This is a genomic window from Janthinobacterium sp. J1-1, from assembly GCF_030944405.1.
GTDB lineage: Bacteria > Pseudomonadota > Gammaproteobacteria > Burkholderiales > Burkholderiaceae_D > Janthinobacterium.
The window spans coordinates 312,724-332,927 of record NZ_CP132339.1 but is presented as its reverse complement, the minus strand read 5'-3'; the positions used below and the strand labels follow the sequence as shown (position 1 = coordinate 332,927).

Genomic DNA, 20,204 nt, shown 5'->3' with positions numbered 1-20,204 from the left:
GCGCGTCCCGGCCGCTTGCCGCCCGATGTACTTCACGTCACTCTGATTCCTGATGAAATGACGAGCATGATTGGCCGATTTTTCAAACTGCTGTACGGTGGCGAGCCTGTGGCCTTTCGCAGCGCGCTGTCCAGCGAGCAGGCGATCGCATCGCTGAGTGCGGCGACACGCCGCCCCGGTTTTCGTGTGGGCGGCGGTTCGGCGGCAACCGGTGTGGTCAACAAGCACATGGTGGAGCTCAAGAAAGAGACGCCGTTTGTACGCAATGATTTCAAACCGTGTTTTGTCGGCCGTTTCAGGATAGAAGGGGAAGAAGTCGTTCTCGAAGGCAGGTTTACCTTGTCCTGGCAGACCAAGTTTTTCATGACCATGATCTTTGTCTTCCTGGCGTATTTTTTCATCCGTAGTTTTTCCATGCTGGCCGATTATCCGGATGACCTGTGGTATTTTCCGCTGGGTGCTGTGGCGCTGTTTCTTGTGATGGTACTCAACATCGCATCGGGTAAATCGATGGCGCAAGGGGACCGCAAGTATCTGAGCGATATCATCAGCAAGGCCCTGGCCTGAACGGTTGTCGGCAGGGCTTCCCTGCGTGGCGCGCCTACCCCGGCGTCAGCACATGCACTCAGAGATCGAGCTCCCACGTCTCATCGACCATCTGCTGGCCAAACGCCAGCACCGGCGTTTGTGCCACCAGCACATAGCCCTTGCCCTGGTAAATCTGGCGCGCACTCTTTTGCTGGTCGGTGGTCCACAAGCGCATCTTGCGGTAGCCGGCGGCGCGCGCGAAGCGGTGGCATTCGTCGACCAGGCGCGCGCCCAGGCCATGGCCGCGCGCCGCTTCTTCCACCAGCAGCAGGCGCAGCTTGGCCACGCCCGCTTCACCGCTGCGCGCGACCGCAACCGAGCCGACCGGCTGGCCTGCCATCTCGGCGATCCAGCAGTGTTCCAGGGCGGGATCGAAATGGCGTTCGAAGTCGGTGCAGATCTGGCCGACCAGCTGTTCAAAGCTGGCATCCCAGCCATGCTGCGCGCCATACAATTCGCCGTGGCGGCGCGTGATCCAGGCCATGTCGCCGGGGCGGTGCGCACGCAGCACGAAAGGCTGGGCGTATTTCATGCCTGACTGATCGTCCAGCAATTCGGCGATGGTGTGCATGGCGCCCAGCAAGCGCAGTTGCTGCGCATCGTCGAAGCGCGACAGCATCTCGCTGACCTCGTCGCGCGAACACTGGTCCAGCGGTTCGTAGACGGCGCGGCCGTGCGGTGTCAGGTGCAGCAGTTTGCTGCGGCCATCGGTGGCGGACGCCACTTTGCTGATCAGTCCGTCGTTTTCAAACTTGGCGGCGATGCGGCTCAGGTAGCCACGGTCCAGGCCCAGGTCGCGGCACAGCGCGGCCGATGGCCGGTCGCCATGGTGGGCCAGCTCGTACAGCACGCGCAGCTCGGTCAGCGTGAATTGGCTGTGCAGCAAGCCTTCGCGCAAGACGCCGATGTGGCGTGTAAAAAAACGGTTGAACGCGCGCACGGCGGCGACACGCTCATGGGAAACCAGGACAGGCATGACCATCTCCACAATCGCAAGAAGGCAATTGTGCGATAGTTTGTTGACTGAGTCAACATTGTGGCATGGTGCAGTCGCACCGTGCCGCTGTCCGGCCCCTGGCCATGTGGCGCGCGATGTGGTGTTCAGCGCTCCTGGCGTGGTTCGCGCGTGCTGTGGGGGGCGGCACTCTGGCGTGCGCCGCCGCTGTCGCGATTGGCGGAGGAAATTTGCTCGGCGACGGCCGAGTCGACGGGGTGGAGCCCGCCGCTGCGCAAGGTGTCCTGCACCAGTTGCACCATCCGGTCTTCGCCGGGCCGCAAGAACCGCGAGGTGCGATATTGCGGCATGTTTTCATTGTTCGACATGGTGAAATCCTTTCTTGACGGAAGCACCATTTCGATGCTCCGCGACGTGTACTTTATAACCAATTGGGCGGCGACGCAATTGCCAGCGGAATCGCCGACGTCAGCGTCAGTTTCTGGGTGCTGGAAATGTCACAGCGGCTATCCATCGTGTACTGGGACTCGTTTTTCGCGGTCAGGGTCAGGCACATGCCGTGGTGTCCGGCCGGCAAATTCAGTTCTTGCGTGCGTCCGCCGGCATCGCGCCACAGCGCGATCGAGCGTACCGGACGGCTTTCCAGCCAGTTGGACCGGTCCACCAGCGCCGCACAGGTCAGGGTCAGCACGGATGAGCCCGGGTCGTCGGCCAGTACCGTGGCATAGCGTGCCGGCCAGCGCGTGGCCAGCTGGGGACCGTCCATCAGCAGGGCGATGACGAGGTTGGGGCCGACGGCGCGGATGACGGACATGGCCGGATCGGTGCGCGCAAGATCTTCACAGATCAGCACGGCCAGCGAGACGCCGCGGCGTATCGCATAAAACGGCAAGTCCCGGTCCGCAATATCGATTCCTTCCCACCATTGCTGCGCAGGCAGCGCTTTGCTGGTTAACGAGCGGTCGGGAAAGTTGAGCGCATAGCGTTGTACCTGCATCGGGTCGAGCGACCAGCGGTGATGTTTCGACTGGCTGCTCATCACCAGCGGTCCGTCGCCAAGCATGTTGCCGTTAGCCACTTTTGGGAACAGATAGGTACTGGCCTGGTTGTGCGGCAGGCGGGCGCCGCCATGGCCGTTGGGTGCGCCGTGATCTAGCACGCCGCTGATGAAAAAGTCGATATTCTCTTCGCGCAAGTGTGCCGCCACCGCATTGGCCAGTTCGCGCGACAAGGCGCACTCGGGCATGACGATGCCATGGATCTCGTCGCTGCCACATTCCGTCCGCGCCTGTTCCAGCAAGGGCTGGAACAGCTCCGCCACCACGCTCGGGCCGGTCAATTTACGCTGGCCTTTCTTGAGCCATAGCTGGCGCAGTTCGAAAAATGCGCCGGTCGAGGTATGCCTGTTCAGCACCACCCTGTCTTCGCGCAAGTGAAAACTGGTTTCGGGAAGATGAAACGGATACGGTACCAGCAGCAGGCGCAGCTTGGAATCGCGCTCGGCCGGCTTGTGGCTGGCCGCGCCATTGCCGCCAGCGTCATTGTGATCGATTCTATCGCGCGCGAGGCCAAACGATTTGTCCACCAGCTGCCAGCTTGGCTTGACTTCCAGGCTGCTGGGCAACAGCGCCAGATGATGGCTCATGGAGCGGATGGTGCAGCCCACGCTGGCGGTCATCGACTTCGGCAACACCACGGCGGCATCGGTCATGATCAGCGAACACAGGGAGGTCGGTGCGAACGGCAGCACATACACCGGCCCGTCCTGCTTCAGCAACTCGTGCTGGTCCAGCAAACTGGTCATGACCATGTTGACCAGCAGATTGGCTGTGCCGGGCGCGTCCGTGCTGGAGGTCTCCAGCGGCGCCCAGCCCATGCCGTTACACGATTCGTCGGCAATCGCCAGCAGCAGGAACAGCACGTCGCGCACCTCCTTGCGGCATTTGACGTCACCCAGCTTGACATCGCCAAACGTGAGCAAGGTAGTCCATAACTGTTGCACGTCGGCTGGCGCGGCATAGCCGGTGGTCCAGACCCTGGCCGCGGCATAGATGCGCCTGAAATAGTCGCGGTGTTGTTCCAGCGCCGCCGCATCGGGGCCGGCCAGCATGCAGCAACTGGCTTTTTCGACCAGGGTGGCGGCGACCGCAAACACATCCGGCGGCCATGCCGGACAACGCGCCCAGCTCAAGCCCGGTTGCCCTCTGCTGACATGGCTTTTCGAGCGCAGTTCGGTAAGGTAAATTTCACCTTCGGTACCGCTTTGCAGCAGCGTCTTGATGACGTCCATGACTACCATCATTTTTCCTTGTCAGGTATGGTCACCCCAGGCTGCGTGACAGTTGACATTCAGTCTAGGACTGGACGGCAGGTGATGGTTGATGTGGCTCAAACGTGCCGTGTGGCGGCGTCGTGTCGGCTTATGTTCGTGCGCGCAGCCGCATGTGCAAAGCCTGTGGCGACATCGTGAAACCCATCACCTCTTCGGGCTCCTTGCCGCCTGTCGTCGCGATGGCGGCGATGTCAAACGTCGCCAGCAGCATGGCACAGGCCACCTTGATTTCCAGCAGCGCCAGATAGCGCCCCGGACAAGTGCGCGGGCCGGCGCCGAAGGGCATCGCGGCCTGCTTGCCGATGGCATCGCCGTCCTGGCGCAGCCAGCGGCCGGGATCGAAGTCGCTGCCAGGCGGCATGGTCTTGTCGTGGCGCATCACGCACCAGACCAGGCCGCCTTTCGGCAGCGCCACGTCGCCCACCACGCTGTCGCGCAGGGCTTCGAGCGGGATAAAGGGCGTGGCCGGTTTCAGGCGCAGCGCTTCCTGGGCGCAGGCGTTGAGATAGACCAGCGCGTCCATCTGTTCGATGGTGAAACTATCCGGCTCCGGTGCCATGCGCAGCACCTCCTCGCGCGCCTGCCGCAGCGCGGCCGGATTGCTGTGCAGCAGATACAGCAGCCAGGCCAGCGTGCTGCTGGTGGTTTCCTCTCCGGCCAGCAGCATGGTGGCGACGTTGCCGGCAACAATATTGTCGTCGATGCCGCTGCCCTCCTCCTGCGCCGCGCACAGCATCGCCTGCAGCAGGTTGGCCGGCTGCTGGCGGCGTGCCGGTTCGGCCTCCAGTTGCGTGCGCGCGCCGGCGATCAGCTGGTCGACGGCGGTGCGCAGCGCGGCGACGCTGGCGTCCAGCTCACGCTCGCGCGCCAGTCTCAGATAGCGCCAGTACGGAAATGGCGCCATCGAGCGGCGCGCCACGCCGGCGAGGATGATTTCCATGTGGCGCTGCAGAACATGCTCGCCGTGCTCGAGGGTGTTGACCTCGATGCCGAAGGCCAGGCCGGCGATGATGTCGATGCTGTAGCACTTCAGGTCGACCGCCAGTGCGATGCTGGTGCCAGCCTGCGCGGCCTGGCGCCAGCGTTCCCGCAGGCGCAGGCAGGTCACCGCCAGCGCCGGAAAATAGGCCTTGACCGCGTGTGGCGCCAGCGCGGCCATGACCATGCGGCGCTGCGCGCGCCAGGGGGCGCCTTCGGCCACGATCAGGCCGGGGCGGCCATCCATTTCCATCGCCACTTGCGCCGTGGCGGACGGGCGGCGAAAGCCCTCCGGCCGGTCGCGCAGCACGCCGCCGACCAGTATCGGGTCGGCCACCACCAGCACCGGCGTGGTGGCAAAACGCATCGTGAACAGCGGGCCGTATTGCCTGGCCCACGCCTCCACCTGGCGGTGCATGCGCGTGGGCGACAGTTGCGGCAGGTTGCCCAGCAGTGGCCACGGGCGTGGCCCGGGCAGATCGGAAAGGTGGCGCAAGGGGGAATGCATGGTGTGCTCCGGTAATGGACATGGCGTTACTCTGCCGCCGCGAGACATCATCGTCTTGAACGTTTGCGACAAGCGGCCGCCGGGTTAGAATTTCGCCATGCCCAATCCCGCCGCCACGCGTCTGATCGCCCCGCCCCAGGCACTGGCTTCCTGCGTGCGGGCGCTGCTCACGCGCAGCACGGTCGAGGCGCCACTGACGGATCCGCGCGATCGTTTCAACCACTCGCCGGCCACGCCGCTGTGCACCATCGCCTGGTTCATCGAGGGCGAGGGGGAACTGGTGGTGCCGGCCGGTTTGCCGGCACCTCCCACGCCGGTGCGCGCCGTGTTTGCCGGCCCGCAGACGGGGCCCACCACCAGCTGGAATCCCGGTCCCGTGCGCTTGTTCATGGTGATGTTCTATCCGCAGGCGCTGCAGGCGATCAGCGGCATCGACATGGCGTCCTGCGTGGACCGCTGGGCGGCGCTGGACGAGGTGCTGGGCGCCGAATGGCAGGCCCTGTCCGAGGCGATCCTGGCTGCGCCTGACGACGCCGCGCGGCTGGCGTTGCTGGAACAGTTCCTGACGCCGTTATGGCAGGCGGCGCGGCCCAAGGGGCCGTCCGCGCTGGCGGGCGACTGGGTGCGCCACCTGGCGTGGCAGGCGGCCGATACGGTATTCGGCCGCGGCGTGCGCAATCTCGAACGCCGCATCAAGGCGCGCGCGGGGCAATCGCTGCGCAGCCTGCTGCGGCTGCGGCGTGCCGAGCAGTCATTTTTCGAGGCGCGCGACAACGCCCGGGCCGGCCCGGCGAACCTGGCGGACGTGGCCGCGCAGGGCGGCTATGCGGACCAGGCCCACCTGAGCCGCGACGTGCGCGCCATCACCGGCCACAGCCCCGGCAGATTCCTGCGGCTGCTGGCATCGGACGATGAAAGCTACTGGATCTACCGCATCTGGCTCTGACATCTACACGGGAATTTCCGACGTCAGCTTGATGTTCTGCATCGGAATCTCCGTCTTGACGCTTTGCACGCCCTTGATGCTGGTCAGGTGCTTGATCTGGAACTGGTAATAGCCGTCCAGGTCGGCGGCCACCACGCGCAGCAGGAAATCGCAGTCGCCGGCCATCAGGTGGCATTCCACCACTTCCGGCAACTGGCGTATGGCGGCGTTGAAATGGCGCACGGTTTCCGTATCCTGGCCGGTCAGCCAGATGCGGGCGAAGACCGTGAAGCCGCGGCCCACCTTGGCCGGATTGACCACCGCCACATAGCGTTCGATGACGCCGGCCTCTTCCAGCAGGCGCACGCGGCGCAAGCAGGGCGAGGGCGACAGCCCCACTTCTTTCGCCAGGTCGATATTCTGCATGCGGCCGTCGCGTTGCAGGGCGTTCAGGATGCGGCGGTCGATGGCGTCCAGCTTCATTGGTGTTCAATTCCAGCAATTGGTCGAAACGTCGATTCTAAAGCCAATTTCTTATGTATGCATGGCAACAACGCAATCCGATTTCACGCGCTTTGGCAGAAAATAATGGGGAAAGGAAACCCATGCACAGCCTGCCCTCCACCCCTTCTTCTTCTTCTTCTACGCATCCGGTCGTCCTGCCGTCCGGAAAATGGCGCGAAGCGCTGCGCGGCTTGCGCGCCTCGCTGCCCGTGATGCTGGGCTTTGTGCCGTTTGCGCTGGTGCTCGGGGCGCAGGCCGCGCAAAAAGGCTTGAGCGTGGCGGAGCTGGCCCTGATGACGGGGCTGAACTTTGCCGGCGGTTCGGAGTTCGCGGCGGTGCGCCTGTGGACCTCGCCGCCGCATCTGCTGCTGATCGTCGGCATGTCGTTGTTGATCAACTGCCGCCACATCCTGATGGGCGCCGCGCTGGTGCCCTACCTGCGGCATCTGCGGCGCCGGCAAGCCTTGCCGGCCCTGTTCCTGATGTGCGACGAAACCTGGGCCCTGGCGCTGGCGGACGCGCGCGCACGCGGACGCATCAGCATGCCCTACTACCTGGGCGTAGCGGCCGGCCTGTATGCCAGCTGGGTGGTGTTTACGGCCACCGGCGCGGCACTGGGGCCGGCCATCGGCGACATGGAGCGGTTCGGCTTCGACATGGCGTTTACGGCCGTCTTCCTGGTGCTGCTGAAGGGCATGTGGAAGGGTGTGCGCGCCAGCCGGCCGTGGCTGGTCAGCCTGGTGGCGTCGGCCTATCTGCTGCTGCCGGGCGCCTGGCATGTGGCGATCGGCGCGCTGGCGGGCCTGGTCGCCGCCGTGTACTGGGCAGGCCGCCATGATTGACCTGCCGACCCTGCTGGTGATCGTGCTGATGGCCTCGACCACTTATCTGACGCGCATCCTCGGCTATCTGCTGCTGCGCAACCGCCAGCTCAGTGCCCGCACCCTGGCCGTGATGGACAATGTGCCCGGCTGCGTGCTGATCTCGGTGATCGCGCCGGCGTTTGTGTCGGAACAGCCGGCCAACCTGCTGGCGCTGGCCGTCACGGTGCTGGCGGCCATGCGTTTTTCGCTGCTGCCCACCGTGATGATCGGGGTGGCGGCGACGGGCCTGCTGCGCCACTGGCTGGGGTGATGCCGTCATCGCCGTCGCGGTCATGGCGGACCCTAATAAATTATTAATCGCCCGCAGGCATGCTGTGCCTCTGTTTCAACCGCCTGAAAGAGATCCACCGCATGACGCATCCACACACCGTATTTTCCCTGTTGTTCGCCGCCATCCTGGCGGTGGCGTTGCCGGCCGCGCAAGCGCAGGTGCTGGCGCCGGAACTGGCCGCCAAGGAAGCCTCGCCGGCGCCATCGCAATGGGGCCTGGGCCTGGCCGTGGGACTGGACCGCAAGGCCTACCGCGACTACGACAACGACGTCCAGGCCCTGCCGCTGTTGCTGTTCGAAAATCGCTACATCAGCTTTTTCGGTACCACCCTCGACGCCAAGCTGCCGTCAAGCGGGCCGCTGTCGTTCCGCCTGCGCGCGCGCTATGCCAACGATGGCCATGAAGCCAAGGATTCGCCTTACCTGGCAGGCATGGCCGAGCGCAAGGGCGGCGTGTGGCTGGGCGGCGCCGTGCTGTGGCGCGGCGGCGTGGTCAATGCCTCTGCCGAAGCGCTGGCCGCCACCGGCGACGCCGAAGGCAAGCGCGTCAAGCTGGAACTGAACCGCGATTTTCAGGTGGGCGCCCTGACCCTCACGCCGCGGGTGGCGGCCAACTGGCAGGACAAGAAATTTGTCGATTACTACTATGGCGTGCGCGCCGCCGAAGTACGCGCCGGCCGTGCCGCCTACACGGGCGACGCCGCCAGCAATGTCGAACTGGGCTTGCGCATGGGCTACGCCGTGGCGCCGCGCCACAATGTGTTTGTCGACCTCAGCGCCACCAAGCTGGGCGGCGCCATCAAGGACAGCCCGCTGGTCGACCGGTCGAACCAAGGCAGCGTCAAGGCCGGTTACCTGTACAGCTTCTAAGAGCCTATCCCAGTAGTGAGCGTCTGCTGCTTGCAGCTCATCAAGGGCGCCAGCAGGGGGCGTATTCATCTACCGGGATAGGCTCCAAGGTGCCGGAAACAGGATGCGCACGCAAAAGCCGCGGCCATCGAGGCCGGTACCGGTAACGATGCCGGCCCGGTGCAGCCGCGCGATGGCGGCCACCAGCGACAGGCCGATGTCGCTGCCACGCCCGTTGTTGCCTTCGGCAAGGCGGTGAAAGCGCTGGAAGATACGTTCGCGTTCGGCTTCCGGCACGCCGGGGCCGTCGTCGGCCACTTCCAGGTAGACCTGGTTTTCGGCATGGCCGCAGGCGATGCGCACGCGGCCGCCGGGCGGCGCGAAACGCAGCGCATTGTCGATCAGGTTGCGCAGCAGGATGCCGATCTCGTCGATATCGCAGGCGATCTGGCATGGCGTGGCGGCGATGACCAGGGTGCGCCGCCGCTGCTCGGCAACCACGTCGAATTCGCGCACCACGTGCACCGCCAGTTCACTGAGGTCGGCCAGCGCCGCGTGCGCCAGGTGGGTACCGGCGTCGAGCCGCGCCAGGTCGAGCAGCTGCTCGGACAGCCGGGTGCTGCGCTGGGCCACCGCCAGCAGCTTGGCCAGCGCCGCGTCTTTCTCGGCCAGCGTGGCGGCTTTCAATGCGACTTGCGCCTGGGCCTGCAGCGCCGACAGCGGCGTGCGCAATTCGTGGGCGGCGTCGTCGATGAAGCGCCGCTCGCTTTGCACCGCCTGCCCCACCTGGTCCAGCAGATGGTTGAACGAGACCACCAGCGGATGCAGTTCCGTCGGCAGTTGGGCCAGCGGCAGCGGCGTGAGGTCGAATTTTTCCCTGCTGCGCAAGGCCGCGCCGATGCCGATGACCGGGTTCAGCGCACGCCGCACGGCCCAGGCCATCAGCGCGCCGCCCATCAGCAATAACAGGGTGCTGACGCCGAGCACGGTCAGCACCTTGAGCCTGATTTCGGCGTCGATGCTGCTTCGCAGATTGCCCACCTGCGCATGGATGGTGCCGCTGCTGTCGGCCACCGAATACACGCGCCACTGCTTGCCATCGATCAGCGTGGTGCTGAAGCCGTCGATGAAGTCCGGCCGCAATGGCGTCAGCGGCGCGTCCGGCGCGCGCACCACCTGGCGCGTGCGGTTGCTCCACACCTGGAAGCTGGTATCGCTGTCGTACGATGGCTTGTCGTCGGGCGGGAACACGACCGGCTTTGCGGCGTCGAGCGTGCTGAGGCCGGGTGGCATGGAGTTCAATATCCGGTTGCCGATATTGCGCAGATCATTGTCCCAGGCAAAGCCTTCACCGCGCGCGGTATAGCTGACAGCCAGCACCAGCACCAGCACCCAACAGAAGGCGATACAACTGCCGATCACCAGCAGCATGCGTCCGCGCAGCGACTTCATGCGTCGCCGCCGTCTATCATGTAGCCCTGGCCGTGGACGGTGGTGATGATGTTGTCGCCCAGCTTGCGCCGCAGCTGGTGGATGAACACCGCGATGGTATTGCTCTCGATCGCGCTGGCGCCGCCATACACCATTTCGTGCAGGTAATCGCGCGTGACGATATGGCCGGGCCGCTCCAGCAACGCCAGCAGGGTACGGTACTCATGGGCACTGAGCGCGACCCGCACGCCGGCACGGGTGACGACCCGCTTGCCGAGGTCGAGCTGGACCTCGCCGCAGGTCAGCAGCGGTATCACCCGCCCCTGGCTGCGCCGTATCACCGCCCGCACGCGGGCCCACAGTTCATCGAACTGGAAGGGCTTGACCAGGTAGTCGTCGGCGCCGGCGTCGAGCCCCGCGATACGCTCGCTGAGCTGGCCGCGCGCCGTCAGGATCAGCACCGGCGTCACGTCGTAGCGGGCGCGCATGGTCTTGAGCAGGCTCAGGCCTGATTCGCGCGGCAGGCCCAGGTCGAGCAACATCACCGAATACGCGCCGTCCAGCAAGCGCAGCCGTGCCGCTGCCGCGTCGGAGGCATGGTCGATGGTCCAGCCATTTTGCCGCGCGCCATCGCAGACCGCGTCGGCCAGCATGCTGTCGTCTTCAACCAGTAGTATATGCAAGGCAGGCTTTCGAAATCGGCTGGAAGCTGCCATGGTACCGCGCGTTGATTAATCGCTTGTTAATGTTCTTCGTACAGCTTGCCGCGGATTGCCGTGTAATAACCCTCATTCATGGCCTGCGCCGTGGCGCTGTCCGCGCCCGTGATGGCGGCCACGATCTCGCCCGGTGACGGCAGGCTCTTGCGGTCGAGCATCGAATCGGGGTGCCATAGTTTCGCCCGGTTGATGGCTTTGCCACAGTGAAACAGTACTTCATCGATCTTTACCACGATGGCGGTCTTCGGCAGGCGTGCGCCTTCGGCCAGCGCCCGCAGCAGTTCGGGATGCATCGACATCGCCGCATGGCCGTTGATGCGCATGAAGATTTCCAGGCCGGGGAACAGGAACAGCATGCCGATGCGGTCGTCGCTCTGCAGGTTGGTCAGCGAGGCGATGCGGTTATTGCCGGGCCAGTCCGCAAAGGCGACCGTCTTGTTGTCCAGCGCATGCACGAAGCCCGCTGCGCCGCCGCGCGGCGAGGCGTCGAGGCCGTCGGCGCTGCCGCTGGCCAGGCAAAAGAAGGTCGCCGCTTTCAGATAGCTCAGGTGAAACGGCAGCAGATGGTCGAGCACGGCCTTGACGATCATGTCGGACGGCGGCGCGTACAGCTCACTTAAATTCACGTTGGTCATGGTTTATCCTGGAAGCGGTGATGATCACCACCATAGCGCCCAAACCATGGCGCTGCTAAGCTATGGATGCCAATCAATAGCCCGATCGCGCCATGTCCACTGCCACCCCACTCGCCCCGCTGGAAATCAAGCTGCATCACGCCGTGACCATGGCCGATGGCGAGCCGCCCCTGATCGCCGTCACGGGCAAGGAAAGCGCGCCGCGCGAGTCGATGCCGCACAGCCATCCGCCGGGGCAGCTGCTGGGCCTGTTTTCGGGCTTGCTGACGGTGCGTACCGACGCCGGCGCCTGGACCATTCCCACCACGCATGCCGTCTGGATACCGTCCTCGTGCACGCATGCGGCCCGGTCGCATGGTCCGTTTTCGGGCTGGGCCGTGTATGTGGCGCCCGAGCGTTGCGCGCAGTTGCCGCAGCTGCCGTGCGCGATCAAAGTGTCGGGGCTGTTGCGCGAAGCGGTGCTGCGCGCGGCGCAGTGGGAGGTGGCGCCACTGGATCGCGCCCGCGCGCAAGTGGCGCAAGTGTTATTGGATGAGATCGCCGCCGCGCCGGTCGACGCGCTGGGCCTGAGCCTGCCGCGCGAAGCGCGTTTGCTGCGCATCGCCAACGCCCTGATCGCCGACCCGGCCGATCCGCGCACGCTGGAGCAATGGGCCGTCTGGGCCAACCTGGCGCCGCGCACCCTGAGCCGCCGCTTTGCGGTGGAAACCGGCATGAGCCTGACCGCCTGGCGCCAGCGCGTGCGCCTGCTGCGATCGCTGGAACTGCTGGCCGGCGGCTTGCCCGTGACGGCGGTGGCGTTTGATCTGGGCTACGACAATGTCAGCGCCTTTATCGCCCTGTTCCGGCGTACCTTCGGTACTACGCCGGGGCGGTATTTTGCGGTGGGATTGACACCAACGGACGAGGGTTAGACGTCGTTAAAACTCTTCCCACTCCGACAGTGCCGGTTCCGCCTGCTGCTGCTTCTTGGCGGGAGCCGCTACAGGCACCGGCGCTGGCGCCGGCCTGGCCAGCGGCACGGTAACGATTACGGCGTCTGCTGGTTTGGCGACGGCCGGCTGGTCGCCCAGCTTGAATACGCTGACCACCTGCGCCAGGGTGGCGGCCTGTTCGCGCAGGGCGGCGGCGGCGGCGGCCGATTCCTCGACCAGGGCGGCGTTTTCCTGGGTGTCGATGTCCATGTCGCTGATGGCGCGGTTGATCAGTTCGATGCCGGCCGTCTGTTCGGCGCTGGCCGAGGTGATTTCGCCCATGATGTCGGTCACGCGGCGCACGCTGTCGACCAGGTCGGTCATGGACGCGCCGGCCTGGTGCACCAGCGCGCTGCCGCTGGCCACCGAACTGGTCGAATCATCGATCAAATTCTTGATTTCCCTGGCCGCCTGGCTGGACCGTTGCGCCAGGTTGCGCACCTCGGTGGCGACCACGGCGAAGCCGCGCCCCTGTTCGCCGGCGCGCGCCGCTTCCACCGCCGCGTTCAGGGCCAGGATATTGGTCTGGAACGCGATGCCGTCGATCACGCCGATGATGTCGGTGATCTTGCTCGACGACTGGCTGATCTGGTCCATCGTGGCGACCACCTGCGTGATCATGGCGCCGCCGCGCTGGGCCGCGCCCGAGGCGGTATCGGCCAGCACATGGGCCTGGCGCGCGTTGTCGGCGTTCTGCTTGACGGTCGCGGTCAGCTCTTCCATCGACGAGGCCGTCTCTTCCAGCGAACTGGCTTCATGCTCGGTGCGCGACGACAGGTCCTGGCTGCCGGCCGCCACCTGGGCCGAGGCGGCCGCGATGGCGTCGGTGCCGGCGCGCACCGTGCCCACCGTGCGCGCCAGGCTGTCGTTCATGCTCTTGAGCGCTTGCAGCAGCTGGCCCATTTCATCGCGCGATTCGATGATGATGGTGCTGCTGAGATCGCCAGCGGCCACCGTATGGGCCACCTTCAAGGCCTGCGCCACCGGCTTGGTGACGGAATGGGTGATGAGGTACGACAGCAGCGCGGCGCACAGCAGGGCGACGCCCGACAGCGCGATCAGCAGCAGCCGCGTGGTGAGATAGGTGTCGTGCGCGCTGGCGGCGTTCATCGTGGCCTGCTCGCTTTGCAAGGCGATCTCTTGCGCGATCAGCCGCTTGTAGGCGTCGAGCATGGCGCGCACCTGGTCGTACATATACGTACGCGCTTCTTCCAGGGTGCTGGTTTTCACCAGGTCGAGCAGATGGTCCTGGCCTTCGGCATAGCGCACGTGGGCGGCGCGCAGCTGCGCCAGCAGCTCGCGTTCGCGCGGCAGGTTGGCGATGCGCTCGAGCCTGGCCATGTCGGCCACCGCCGCTTCGCGCGCGGCCAGCACGGCGCCCACTTGTTTTTGCCGGTCGGCCGGATCGGTGGTCAGCATATTGTTGCGCAGGGCGATGGCGATATCGTTGACGTGGTCCGCCAGCGCATTGGCAATCGCGATCTTCGGCATGCTGTCCTTCACGATATGGTCGGTGCCCTGGTTGATTTTGCCCAGCATGGCCAGGCCCAGGAAGGAAATGACGATCAGCATGGCGCTGATGGCGCCAAAGCCCAGCGCAAGGCGTTTGCCGATGTTGATGTTGGAGATGAACTTCATGATGGGCTCGATAAGGAAGTGGGAGGACCGGCCGCGCCTGCGAAGCACGTTGTCCTGGGCACACGATACTAGTCTTTTTCATATCACATATCTATAGTGCAATAGACGTAGACCGCATTGTCACCACATGCGGCTGCGGCGTCATTGCGCGCAGCTCATATTCATGGCTTTTATTACGATTCTTCCGGAAAGAAGTCGATACTGGCGTTCTGCATCGCCGCGCTCTCGAGTAGTTCCGAGCAGCCATCGGCATCGGTGCTGCCGCTGATGCTGCGGCCATCGTCGAGGGTGGCGCAGAAGCGGCGGTTCTTGATCGGCAGCATGGTCTGGCGGTCGCGCAGGACCACGCGTTCATCGGCTTTCAAGCTGGTGGTGGGAAAGCTGACTTCAGGAACACTGCCGCCACCGGGCTGGCTGTGCGCAAACAGCGAAGATTTGATTGCGTGGGGACCGCTGCTTTGCTGTGTGATCGCGCCGCCGCCATAGTCGGCCTGTGCGCCCTGCGCCACGATCTTGACGGCTGGCGCCTGGATCTCGATGCCCTCGCCGGCCGTCAATCGAATCTTGCCTGTGGCGCTCAGCTCAATATCACCTTGATGCGCCTGCACCAGCACATTGCCGCTGGCGGCAATCAATTTGAGTCCCAGTTGATGCGCGAACACACTGATGCCGCGCGCCGCGCGCAGGAACAAACCTTGTCCGCTGGCCAGATGCGCATGGCTGGCCGATACCATCTGCAGGGTGTTTTCCGCTCCCACCAGCATGCTGGCCTGGCTGCTCAGTATCATGCCATCGGGTGCGGTGGCCGCCACGATGGCGTCCGGCGTACCGCCGCCCCTGGCCACATTGCTGCCCTGATGCCAGTGTTTCAGGATGCCCAGCAGGCGGCTCAGCTCTGCGTCATCGGTCTGGTCTTTCGCATGGATGCCCGCCAGCTTGCCCAGCTGGTTCGCCACGCCCTGCAAGAGGTCGGCCACGCCGATCAGTGCGGCGCGTTCCAGCTGTACATTTTCGCCATTGGCGGCGCCGTGAGCGCTGATCAGCACGCCCTTGCCGCCACGTACCGCCACCGCCTGATCGCTGCGCAACTCCGCACCCTCGCCGCGCGGCGCGCCATGGCCGTCGGTCTTGGGCCGGGTCAGCCAGCCCAGGTTCAGTTGCGATGCGCCATGATCGCTGGCCAGTTGCACACTGATCTGCCCGGTGCCATCGTCGAAGCGCAACTGGTTGCCACGCTGGCCTTTTATCTCGCGACTTTTGATGCCGGACAAATAGCGGTTGCCGGGCAACTCGCCTGCACTGCTGAGCGCAGGCGGCTGTCCGTTCTGGTTGTACAACTGGCCGACGATGATGGGCTTGTCGGGATCGCCACCCATGAAGGCCACCAGGACTTCCGCGCCGATACGCGGCAGGCCCAAGGTGCCGCACTGGTGCAGACTACCCGCCCCATTGCCGGCCCAGTTCGACGCCACGCGCACCCAGGCCGAATCGGCCTCGTTGTCGGCCGCGCCAGCGCCATGCGCATGCTCATGGTCTTGCGCGCGGGTGGCCGGAAAGCGGATTTTTACCCGCCCCAACTGGTCGCAATGGACTTCCTCTGCCGCCGGACCGACCACCAGCGCGCTTTGCAGGTGCGGATGCGGCATATCCGTTGCCGCATCAAACGCCGGTACGATGGGAATGCCACGCCGTATGGCGGTCAATTGCATCTGCATGCGTACCGCGCTGCCTTCCAGCACGGTGAAATAGTCTTCCGTGCCGGCGCCGCTTGCCTGCATCCAGCGGTGGCGCGCAAACAGGCGTTCGGCCTTGGCCAGCAGCGCCGCAGGAAGATTATTGCGGACATTGACACGCAGCGCCGTGACAACGAACTCGCGCTCCTGCAACGCATGCGTATCGACTTCAGGGTGGCCCGACAGGTTGAAATATTCGCCGACGCACAGGTCGCGCACGCTGCCTTCCGCATGGAAGCATTTCGCCTCCAGGTCATGGCGTTGCATGCGCAAGCGCCCCAGCGAGCACAAGTCTTCATGATCGTTGCCCACATGCGGGGCCAGCAATTGATAGTCATCGAGCAGGGCCGCCAGGTCGTTGCCGCTATGGCCCTGGTCGGTGGCGCCGCGCGCGTGACTGGTCATGAAGTGCGGGCTCAGCGGATAGCTGTAATCCCAGCTATGCTGGCCGGTGCTGGCGGGCTGGAGCGTGCGCACGGCGCTCCATGAGGTCAGGCTGTCACGCTCTTCCGTGGCCGCGTCGCGATGGTAGCGCACGCTGCCTGCCGCGCTCTGGCGCAGGCTGTCGGCGTCGTTGAACATCACCATCGTGTGCACCGGTACCGCTGCAGGCCCCGTTCCGGCACTGGCGCCGGCGCGGAAGAACCAGGCGATGCCGCGCCGCTTCAGCAGGCGCCGGATAAAGGCGGCATCCGATTCATTGTGTTGCATGGTGAATTCGCGCGGCAGCCCGGCACGCTCTTGCAGCACGGGGTCGACTTCGCAGTGGAAGGCGGCAGCCAGCACGGTGCTGGCCTGGCGCCATTCGCCGATGATCAACTTCACGATATCGATCTCGGCCAGATGGCGAAAGACCCTGGTGTTGATGCGTTTTTCCATGATCGACAGCGCGTCGCGCAGCACCAGCTGATAGGTGGCGACGCCGCCATCGCTGTCGCCGGCGCTGGCTTCGGCAACGATGCCGCAGACGCTGCACAAGTCGCCCCGGTCGGTGACGATGTCGATGGCCGCTGGCAGCGCGATCAGTTGCTTCAACGGTAAAACTGCGCTGGTCGACAGGCATAGCACGCGGTACTCCAGCGCGCCGCACACTGCCGTAGTGCCGAAGACCTGTTGCGGCAACAGCATGTCTTCGCTGACACCCTCCGCATGGCACAGGCGCAGGCGCAAGGGGCGGTTCGCCGTATGCAGCAGTTTTTCCAGCTGCATGAATTGTAAAAATTCATTGTTGTCGCTTGCCATGAGAGTCTCCTGCGGATGAAAGGGGCGGATGTGCCAGGCCGCGTTCACGTTGGCGGCAAGACCGGCGGGGTGTCGGTGGCAGCTACCAGCGGCTGGGCATCGGCTCGGCTCTCTTGCGCAGGCGCTGCCATAGCGTTGACGGTGGCGCCAGCCGGGCTTGCGGCAGGCGTGTGCCGGCCGTAAAGAACTGCCGCTCGCCACCCGCGATCAGCAACCCGGCGCCATTGGTGCTGCGCCACCAGCCGGTAGACGGGCAAGGCTCGCCCGAGCGCGCGGTGCTGGCCGGCGCCGGCCCCGGCGCTACTTCGGGCAGCGGCAAGATGGTGGGGCGTACGCGCAGGCTGTCGGCCAGCTTGTCCCACAGCGCCAGGATGGCGTCGTCCCACAGGCTGGACGTTACGTGTCTTCCCGGTCGGCTGTAGCCGCTGCCCAAGCTCAATGAAAGTTGGGGCTTGAACAAATCTTTCGGATTGTCATGGCCCTCCCAATCAAAACTGTGCCGCAGATTGCCATTGTCTTCCCGCACGCGTTCCAGCAATTCTTCGCCTTGCATGCCGGCGTGACTTTTTGGCCCGCTTCGTAATATGTGAAAGTGCGATGCATGCTCCTGCCGGTAGCTATTATTGTGCCGAGCTAGTAAGGACGGGTCCGACTTCAGCCCGGCAGCGGTATCGAGGACGATCGATATATCCGGATGGTCCTTGATGCCGACAAACATCGTGACGCGCTCATTCTGGCTGGCCAGCAGCGGGTCGAGCAGCATGGCGCGGCCGAAGCAAAAACCGGGGGCAGTGGGAACTTCTCCCTCCTTCAGGGCGCGCACCTGGGTGACCAGTTGAGCGAGTTCCCTGACGTCCTCGGTGTTGAGGTATCTGGCAGTAAAATCGAGGCTGGTCTGGCCGGTGCGGATATAGCCATGGACGGCGGCGGCTTGCGTTTCCATGCGTTTTCCGTCTTCAAAGAAATGCGACCAGGTGCGGTCAAATACAAATACCTTGCCTTGCACCATGTCATGCCTGACGGGCAGCACTGTTTCCAGGCTTTCCCAGCCTTTTTCATTCCTGGCCGCTCTCAACTCCGCTTCCTTGGCCGCCAGGTGCTCGGCAAACTGCTGGTCGGTTTCGTCGACCCTGGTGGAAATGGTCCAGCCCGACAGAAAGGCGGGCCGGAACGAGATGGGCGCGTCAACCGGCACGTCGATCAGGAAGCGGCCCACGCACATGGTTTTCATGGTTTGCGTCATCGTTTGCACCTTGATCAGATCGTGGAAACTGCGGATGGAATACGCGCCAACGAGCAGGCTCAGGGTCACACAGACGATAAGGGCCTGCTGGCGCGGCGTGATATTGTGCAGAGTGCGTTTCATGCGAGGTCCTGCACGATGCGCACGATCAGGTGCTGCGTCAGGGCGATCATGGCCTTGTCGTTGTAGCAGCCCTGATGGTCATAGCCGCGCGTGGCGAACAGGTGCTTGATCTTGCCGAGCGGGCCGGCGCCCGAATGCGATGGCACGGTGCCGTCGCCATTGGCGTCCTGCGGCTGGCGTTCAAAGTACATGCTGCCGCTGTCCGGGAACATGACGCTGCGTCCGCCACCAAAGGTGTTGCCCATGCCACGGCCCGCCTTGATGGCGGTGACCGATTTTCCCGCCAGCGATGCTATTGCCGTCCAGCGAAACTCGCCAAAGGTGGGCAGCGCGTCATCGCCATAGAAGGCATAAGTATTCGGGTGATAGTAGGTGTCAATGATTTGCCGGTGAAATCTTTCCGCTTGATCCACAGTTTTGCGCAGGGTATGTGCCAGGTTTGCCTTGTATTTGTCTGCGGGATCGGCCAATGCCGGATCGATCAGGCGATACCAGGGCTTGGTATCGCGGTAAAAATCGTAGGGATTTCCTTCCGGCAGACTGAAATGCTGGTTGACGGGCGCATCCCTCTGGATGCTGGCAATATGCAGCCATTTGCGCTGGTACAGATGGGTGGGCAGCAGTTCCAGCGCGCCGGGCGCGGTGGCCATTACGGCGGTGGTGTCCGCCGCGCTCGGTCCGACAATTTTCGCCACCACCTCCAGCGCGATGGTATCGATCTTGCCGGCGCCGGGACGCGTGGTCTCGGTGCCGCAGGCAATCCGGCTGAAGCAGACCGGAGCGCCCAGGGTCGGCATTACGCCATGGATAATGCCGGCGATGCTGTTCGGTATGTTTTTGGCGCAGGCGCGGGCCACCAGGCCGCCCATCGAATGGGTCACCAGGATCACCTGCGTGCAGACCTGCTTGCGCCCGGCCCAGAAAGCGATGATGCGTTCTATGCGCGATTGCAGCAGCCTGGCGCTGTCTTCATTGGAGGCCATCCAGTTGTAGCCATGCGCATACACGGGGAAATGATGTTTGGCGAACTGTTCAAATTCGCTGTCGAGCAGCGGTTTGACCACGCCGGTGACCGCACCGGGCCAGCCCCAGCGTTCCCGGTCGAATGAGTTGATGACCTGCCAATGGCTTTCCAGCGTGCGTGTGCCATTGAAGTTGTAGAACGTGGCATTGAGATTGCGTTCCAGTGTGTAGAGCAAGGCGCCATAGCTGTCCCAGTGGGCCTGGCCCCAGCCCCGTTCGCGCGACTGCTCCGCGCCGATGCCATCGGCGGCGGCAAGCATGGGCAGGTCGATTTCGCCCTGGTCATCGACTTCCAGTGTTTCGTGATCGAGAATTTGTTGGCGAAGAGCGGCATCTCTATCGTCCCATTTTTTTCCCTCCTTTATGCCAGCGTAACTGCCATTCGGCGGCCGCCAGGCCTCTTCGCCGGGAGCCAGCGCCTGGTTCTGCGGCTGCGCCGGATTGGTGGTGGCGCGTAAATTGCTGCCCATGGTGCCGGGTAGCACGATCACCGGTATCACGCGCGATGGCGGCAGGGTGAACAGGGCGCGGGTGGTGAGTTCCTTCGGCGTCAAGGTCAGCCGTCCGCGCACGCTGCCGTCGGGCTGCAATTGCGGGTGCGGCATCGTGCGGGTCGGTTCATCCATGCTTGCTCCTTGGGTTGGCGTAAG

General features: G+C 64.4%; 18 protein-coding genes. 6 read left to right on the top strand and 12 right to left on the bottom strand.

Annotated elements, in window-relative coordinates; genetic code table 11:
* Positions 1–15: 15 nt before the first annotated feature.
* Positions 16–567, top strand: a complete 552-nt coding sequence (locus Q8L25_RS01445; RefSeq protein ID WP_308923226.1) for a hypothetical protein — start codon at positions 16–18, stop codon at positions 565–567.
* Between the two features lie 58 nt (positions 568–625).
* Here the strand turns inward: Q8L25_RS01445 and Q8L25_RS01440 are convergent, their stop codons facing one another.
* The 4 genes from Q8L25_RS01440 to Q8L25_RS01425 form a co-directional block, all read right to left on the bottom strand.
* Positions 626–1,564: a bifunctional helix-turn-helix transcriptional regulator/GNAT family N-acetyltransferase gene (locus Q8L25_RS01440; RefSeq protein ID WP_308923225.1), complete on the bottom strand. Its 939-nt coding sequence runs from the start codon at positions 1,562–1,564 to the stop codon at positions 626–628.
* Between the two features lie 125 nt (positions 1,565–1,689).
* Entirely contained in the window at positions 1,690–1,911 is a 222-nt protein-coding gene (locus tag Q8L25_RS01435) for a hypothetical protein (protein WP_308923224.1), read from the bottom strand.
* A gap of 53 nt (positions 1,912–1,964) precedes the next feature.
* Complete coding sequence (locus Q8L25_RS01430) at positions 1,965–3,845, bottom strand: hypothetical protein (RefSeq protein WP_308923223.1); 1,881 nt, start codon at positions 3,843–3,845, stop codon at positions 1,965–1,967.
* Between the two features lie 118 nt (positions 3,846–3,963).
* A complete protein-coding gene (locus Q8L25_RS01425) occupies positions 3,964–5,361 on the bottom strand; it encodes a cytochrome P450 (protein WP_308923222.1) in 1,398 nt (465 codons plus the stop codon).
* 97 nt (positions 5,362–5,458) lie between these two features.
* Here Q8L25_RS01425 and Q8L25_RS01420 point away from each other — a divergent pair, with 97 nt between their 5' ends.
* Positions 5,459–6,307 carry a helix-turn-helix domain-containing protein gene (locus Q8L25_RS01420; protein ID WP_308923221.1) on the top strand — a complete coding sequence of 283 codons (849 nt, stop codon included), beginning with the start codon at positions 5,459–5,461 and terminating at the stop codon, positions 6,305–6,307.
* 3 nt (positions 6,308–6,310) lie between these two features.
* Here Q8L25_RS01420 and Q8L25_RS01415 read toward each other — a convergent pair whose 3' ends face one another.
* Entirely contained in the window at positions 6,311–6,769 is a 459-nt protein-coding gene (locus Q8L25_RS01415; protein WP_308923220.1) for an Lrp/AsnC family transcriptional regulator, read from the bottom strand.
* A 122-nt stretch (positions 6,770–6,891) separates the two neighbouring features.
* Between Q8L25_RS01415 and Q8L25_RS01410 the strand changes: the two genes are divergently transcribed.
* From Q8L25_RS01410 to Q8L25_RS01400, 3 genes are all read left to right on the top strand, one after another.
* Positions 6,892–7,632, top strand: a complete 741-nt coding sequence (locus tag Q8L25_RS01410; protein ID WP_308923219.1) for an AzlC family ABC transporter permease — start codon at positions 6,892–6,894, stop codon at positions 7,630–7,632.
* Positions 7,625–7,924, top strand: coding sequence for an AzlD family protein (locus Q8L25_RS01405; protein ID WP_308923218.1), 300 nt, complete (start codon positions 7,625–7,627; stop codon positions 7,922–7,924). Before Q8L25_RS01410 ends, Q8L25_RS01405 begins: the two co-directional genes overlap by 8 nt.
* A 101-nt stretch (positions 7,925–8,025) precedes the next feature.
* Entirely contained in the window at positions 8,026–8,814 is a 789-nt protein-coding gene (locus Q8L25_RS01400; RefSeq protein ID WP_308923217.1) for a MipA/OmpV family protein, read from the top strand.
* A 69-nt stretch (positions 8,815–8,883) separates the two neighbouring features.
* Here the strand turns inward: Q8L25_RS01400 and Q8L25_RS01395 are convergent, their stop codons facing one another.
* The 3 genes from Q8L25_RS01395 to Q8L25_RS01385 are packed head-to-tail and all read right to left on the bottom strand — an operon-like array spanning position 8,884 to position 11,578.
* A complete protein-coding gene (locus Q8L25_RS01395; RefSeq protein ID WP_308923216.1) occupies positions 8,884–10,245 on the bottom strand; it encodes an ATP-binding protein in 1,362 nt (453 codons plus the stop codon).
* Entirely contained in the window at positions 10,242–10,907 is a 666-nt protein-coding gene (locus tag Q8L25_RS01390) for a response regulator transcription factor (RefSeq protein WP_308923215.1), read from the bottom strand. The genes Q8L25_RS01395 and Q8L25_RS01390 overlap by 4 nt, the downstream gene beginning before the upstream one ends.
* Positions 10,908–10,966: 59 nt before the next feature.
* Complete coding sequence (locus Q8L25_RS01385) at positions 10,967–11,578, bottom strand: MSMEG_1061 family FMN-dependent PPOX-type flavoprotein (protein ID WP_308923214.1); 612 nt, start codon at positions 11,576–11,578, stop codon at positions 10,967–10,969.
* Between the two features lie 92 nt (positions 11,579–11,670).
* Here Q8L25_RS01385 and Q8L25_RS01380 point away from each other — a divergent pair, with 92 nt between their 5' ends.
* Positions 11,671–12,492 carry a helix-turn-helix transcriptional regulator gene (locus Q8L25_RS01380; protein ID WP_308923213.1) on the top strand — a complete coding sequence of 274 codons (822 nt, stop codon included), beginning with the start codon at positions 11,671–11,673 and terminating at the stop codon, positions 12,490–12,492.
* Between the two features lie 6 nt (positions 12,493–12,498).
* Here Q8L25_RS01380 and Q8L25_RS01375 read toward each other — a convergent pair whose 3' ends face one another.
* From Q8L25_RS01375 to Q8L25_RS01360, 4 genes are all read right to left on the bottom strand, one after another.
* Positions 12,499–14,190 carry a methyl-accepting chemotaxis protein gene (locus Q8L25_RS01375; protein ID WP_308923212.1) on the bottom strand — a complete coding sequence of 564 codons (1,692 nt, stop codon included), beginning with the start codon at positions 14,188–14,190 and terminating at the stop codon, positions 12,499–12,501.
* Between the two features lie 173 nt (positions 14,191–14,363).
* On the bottom strand, positions 14,364–17,165 hold the full coding sequence (locus Q8L25_RS01370) for a type VI secretion system Vgr family protein (RefSeq protein WP_308923211.1): 2,802 nt from the start codon (positions 17,163–17,165) through the stop codon (positions 14,364–14,366).
* Positions 17,166–17,247: 82 nt separating this feature from the next.
* On the bottom strand, positions 17,248–18,531 hold the full coding sequence (locus Q8L25_RS01365) for a T6SS immunity protein Tli4 family protein (RefSeq protein WP_308923210.1): 1,284 nt from the start codon (positions 18,529–18,531) through the stop codon (positions 17,248–17,250).
* A complete protein-coding gene (locus tag Q8L25_RS01360; protein ID WP_308923209.1) occupies positions 18,528–20,180 on the bottom strand; it encodes an alpha/beta fold hydrolase in 1,653 nt (550 codons plus the stop codon). Before Q8L25_RS01360 ends, Q8L25_RS01365 begins: the two co-directional genes overlap by 4 nt.
* Positions 20,181–20,204 lie beyond the last annotated feature (24 nt).